The sequence below is a fragment of the Cupriavidus sp. IK-TO18 genome, assembly GCF_015549295.1.
Classification (GTDB): Bacteria; Pseudomonadota; Gammaproteobacteria; order Burkholderiales; family Burkholderiaceae; genus Cupriavidus; species Cupriavidus oxalaticus_A.
The window spans coordinates 1-590 of record NZ_JADGMP010000096.1 but is presented as its reverse complement, the minus strand read 5'-3'; the positions used below and the strand labels follow the sequence as shown (position 1 = coordinate 590).

Below are 590 nucleotides of genomic sequence, written 5' to 3'. Positions count from 1 at the left end.
TCGACGCCGATGGCCGGCGTCCAGTCTCTCGGCGGCCGATGTTCGGCGCCCCGCATTTTTCGCCGCTCTCCGGCGAAGTCTTTGCGGGAGCATCATGATGCCGGCAGGCTGTTATACGTTTTCTGCACTTTTGCAGTCTTATGAAGGCGCGAACCGTATTATAATCGATTTGACCAAGGGCTCCGGCGGCTTCGGTCGATTCGACTCCCGGTTGAAGGCGTTTCGGTCGCGGGTTGTTCCCCGCATCAAGGGACCGGAGTTTCGGCGTTGAGCAGGATAGCGCGAATGGCACAGATGGATGCTGGCAGTACTGTCACGGAAACGCTTGAACGCGATAGCTCGGCGCGCGGGGCGACCAATCCCCGCCGTGAGCTGGTTCGCGAGCAGTTGATCGACATCGCTGCCGAGCTCTTCGACAGCAAGGGCTATGTCCAGACCAGCATCAACGATATCGCGCAAGCGCTCGGCCTCGGCCGGTCGGCGGTCTACCACTATTTCCGCAACAAGGAAGAGATGCTGGCGGCACTGGTCGAATCGGAAGCGCTGACCCCGTCGCACCGCCTGCAGGAACTGATGGCAGAACCCGGACT

1 protein-coding gene is annotated in these 590 nt (G+C 60.8%); it reads left to right on the top strand.

Annotated features, from left to right (window positions below):
- Positions 1–285 precede the first annotated feature (285 nt).
- Positions 286–590, top strand: a 305-nt coding sequence (locus tag IPF36_RS34255; RefSeq protein WP_218959788.1) for a TetR/AcrR family transcriptional regulator, incomplete at its 3' end; no start/stop codon positions are given.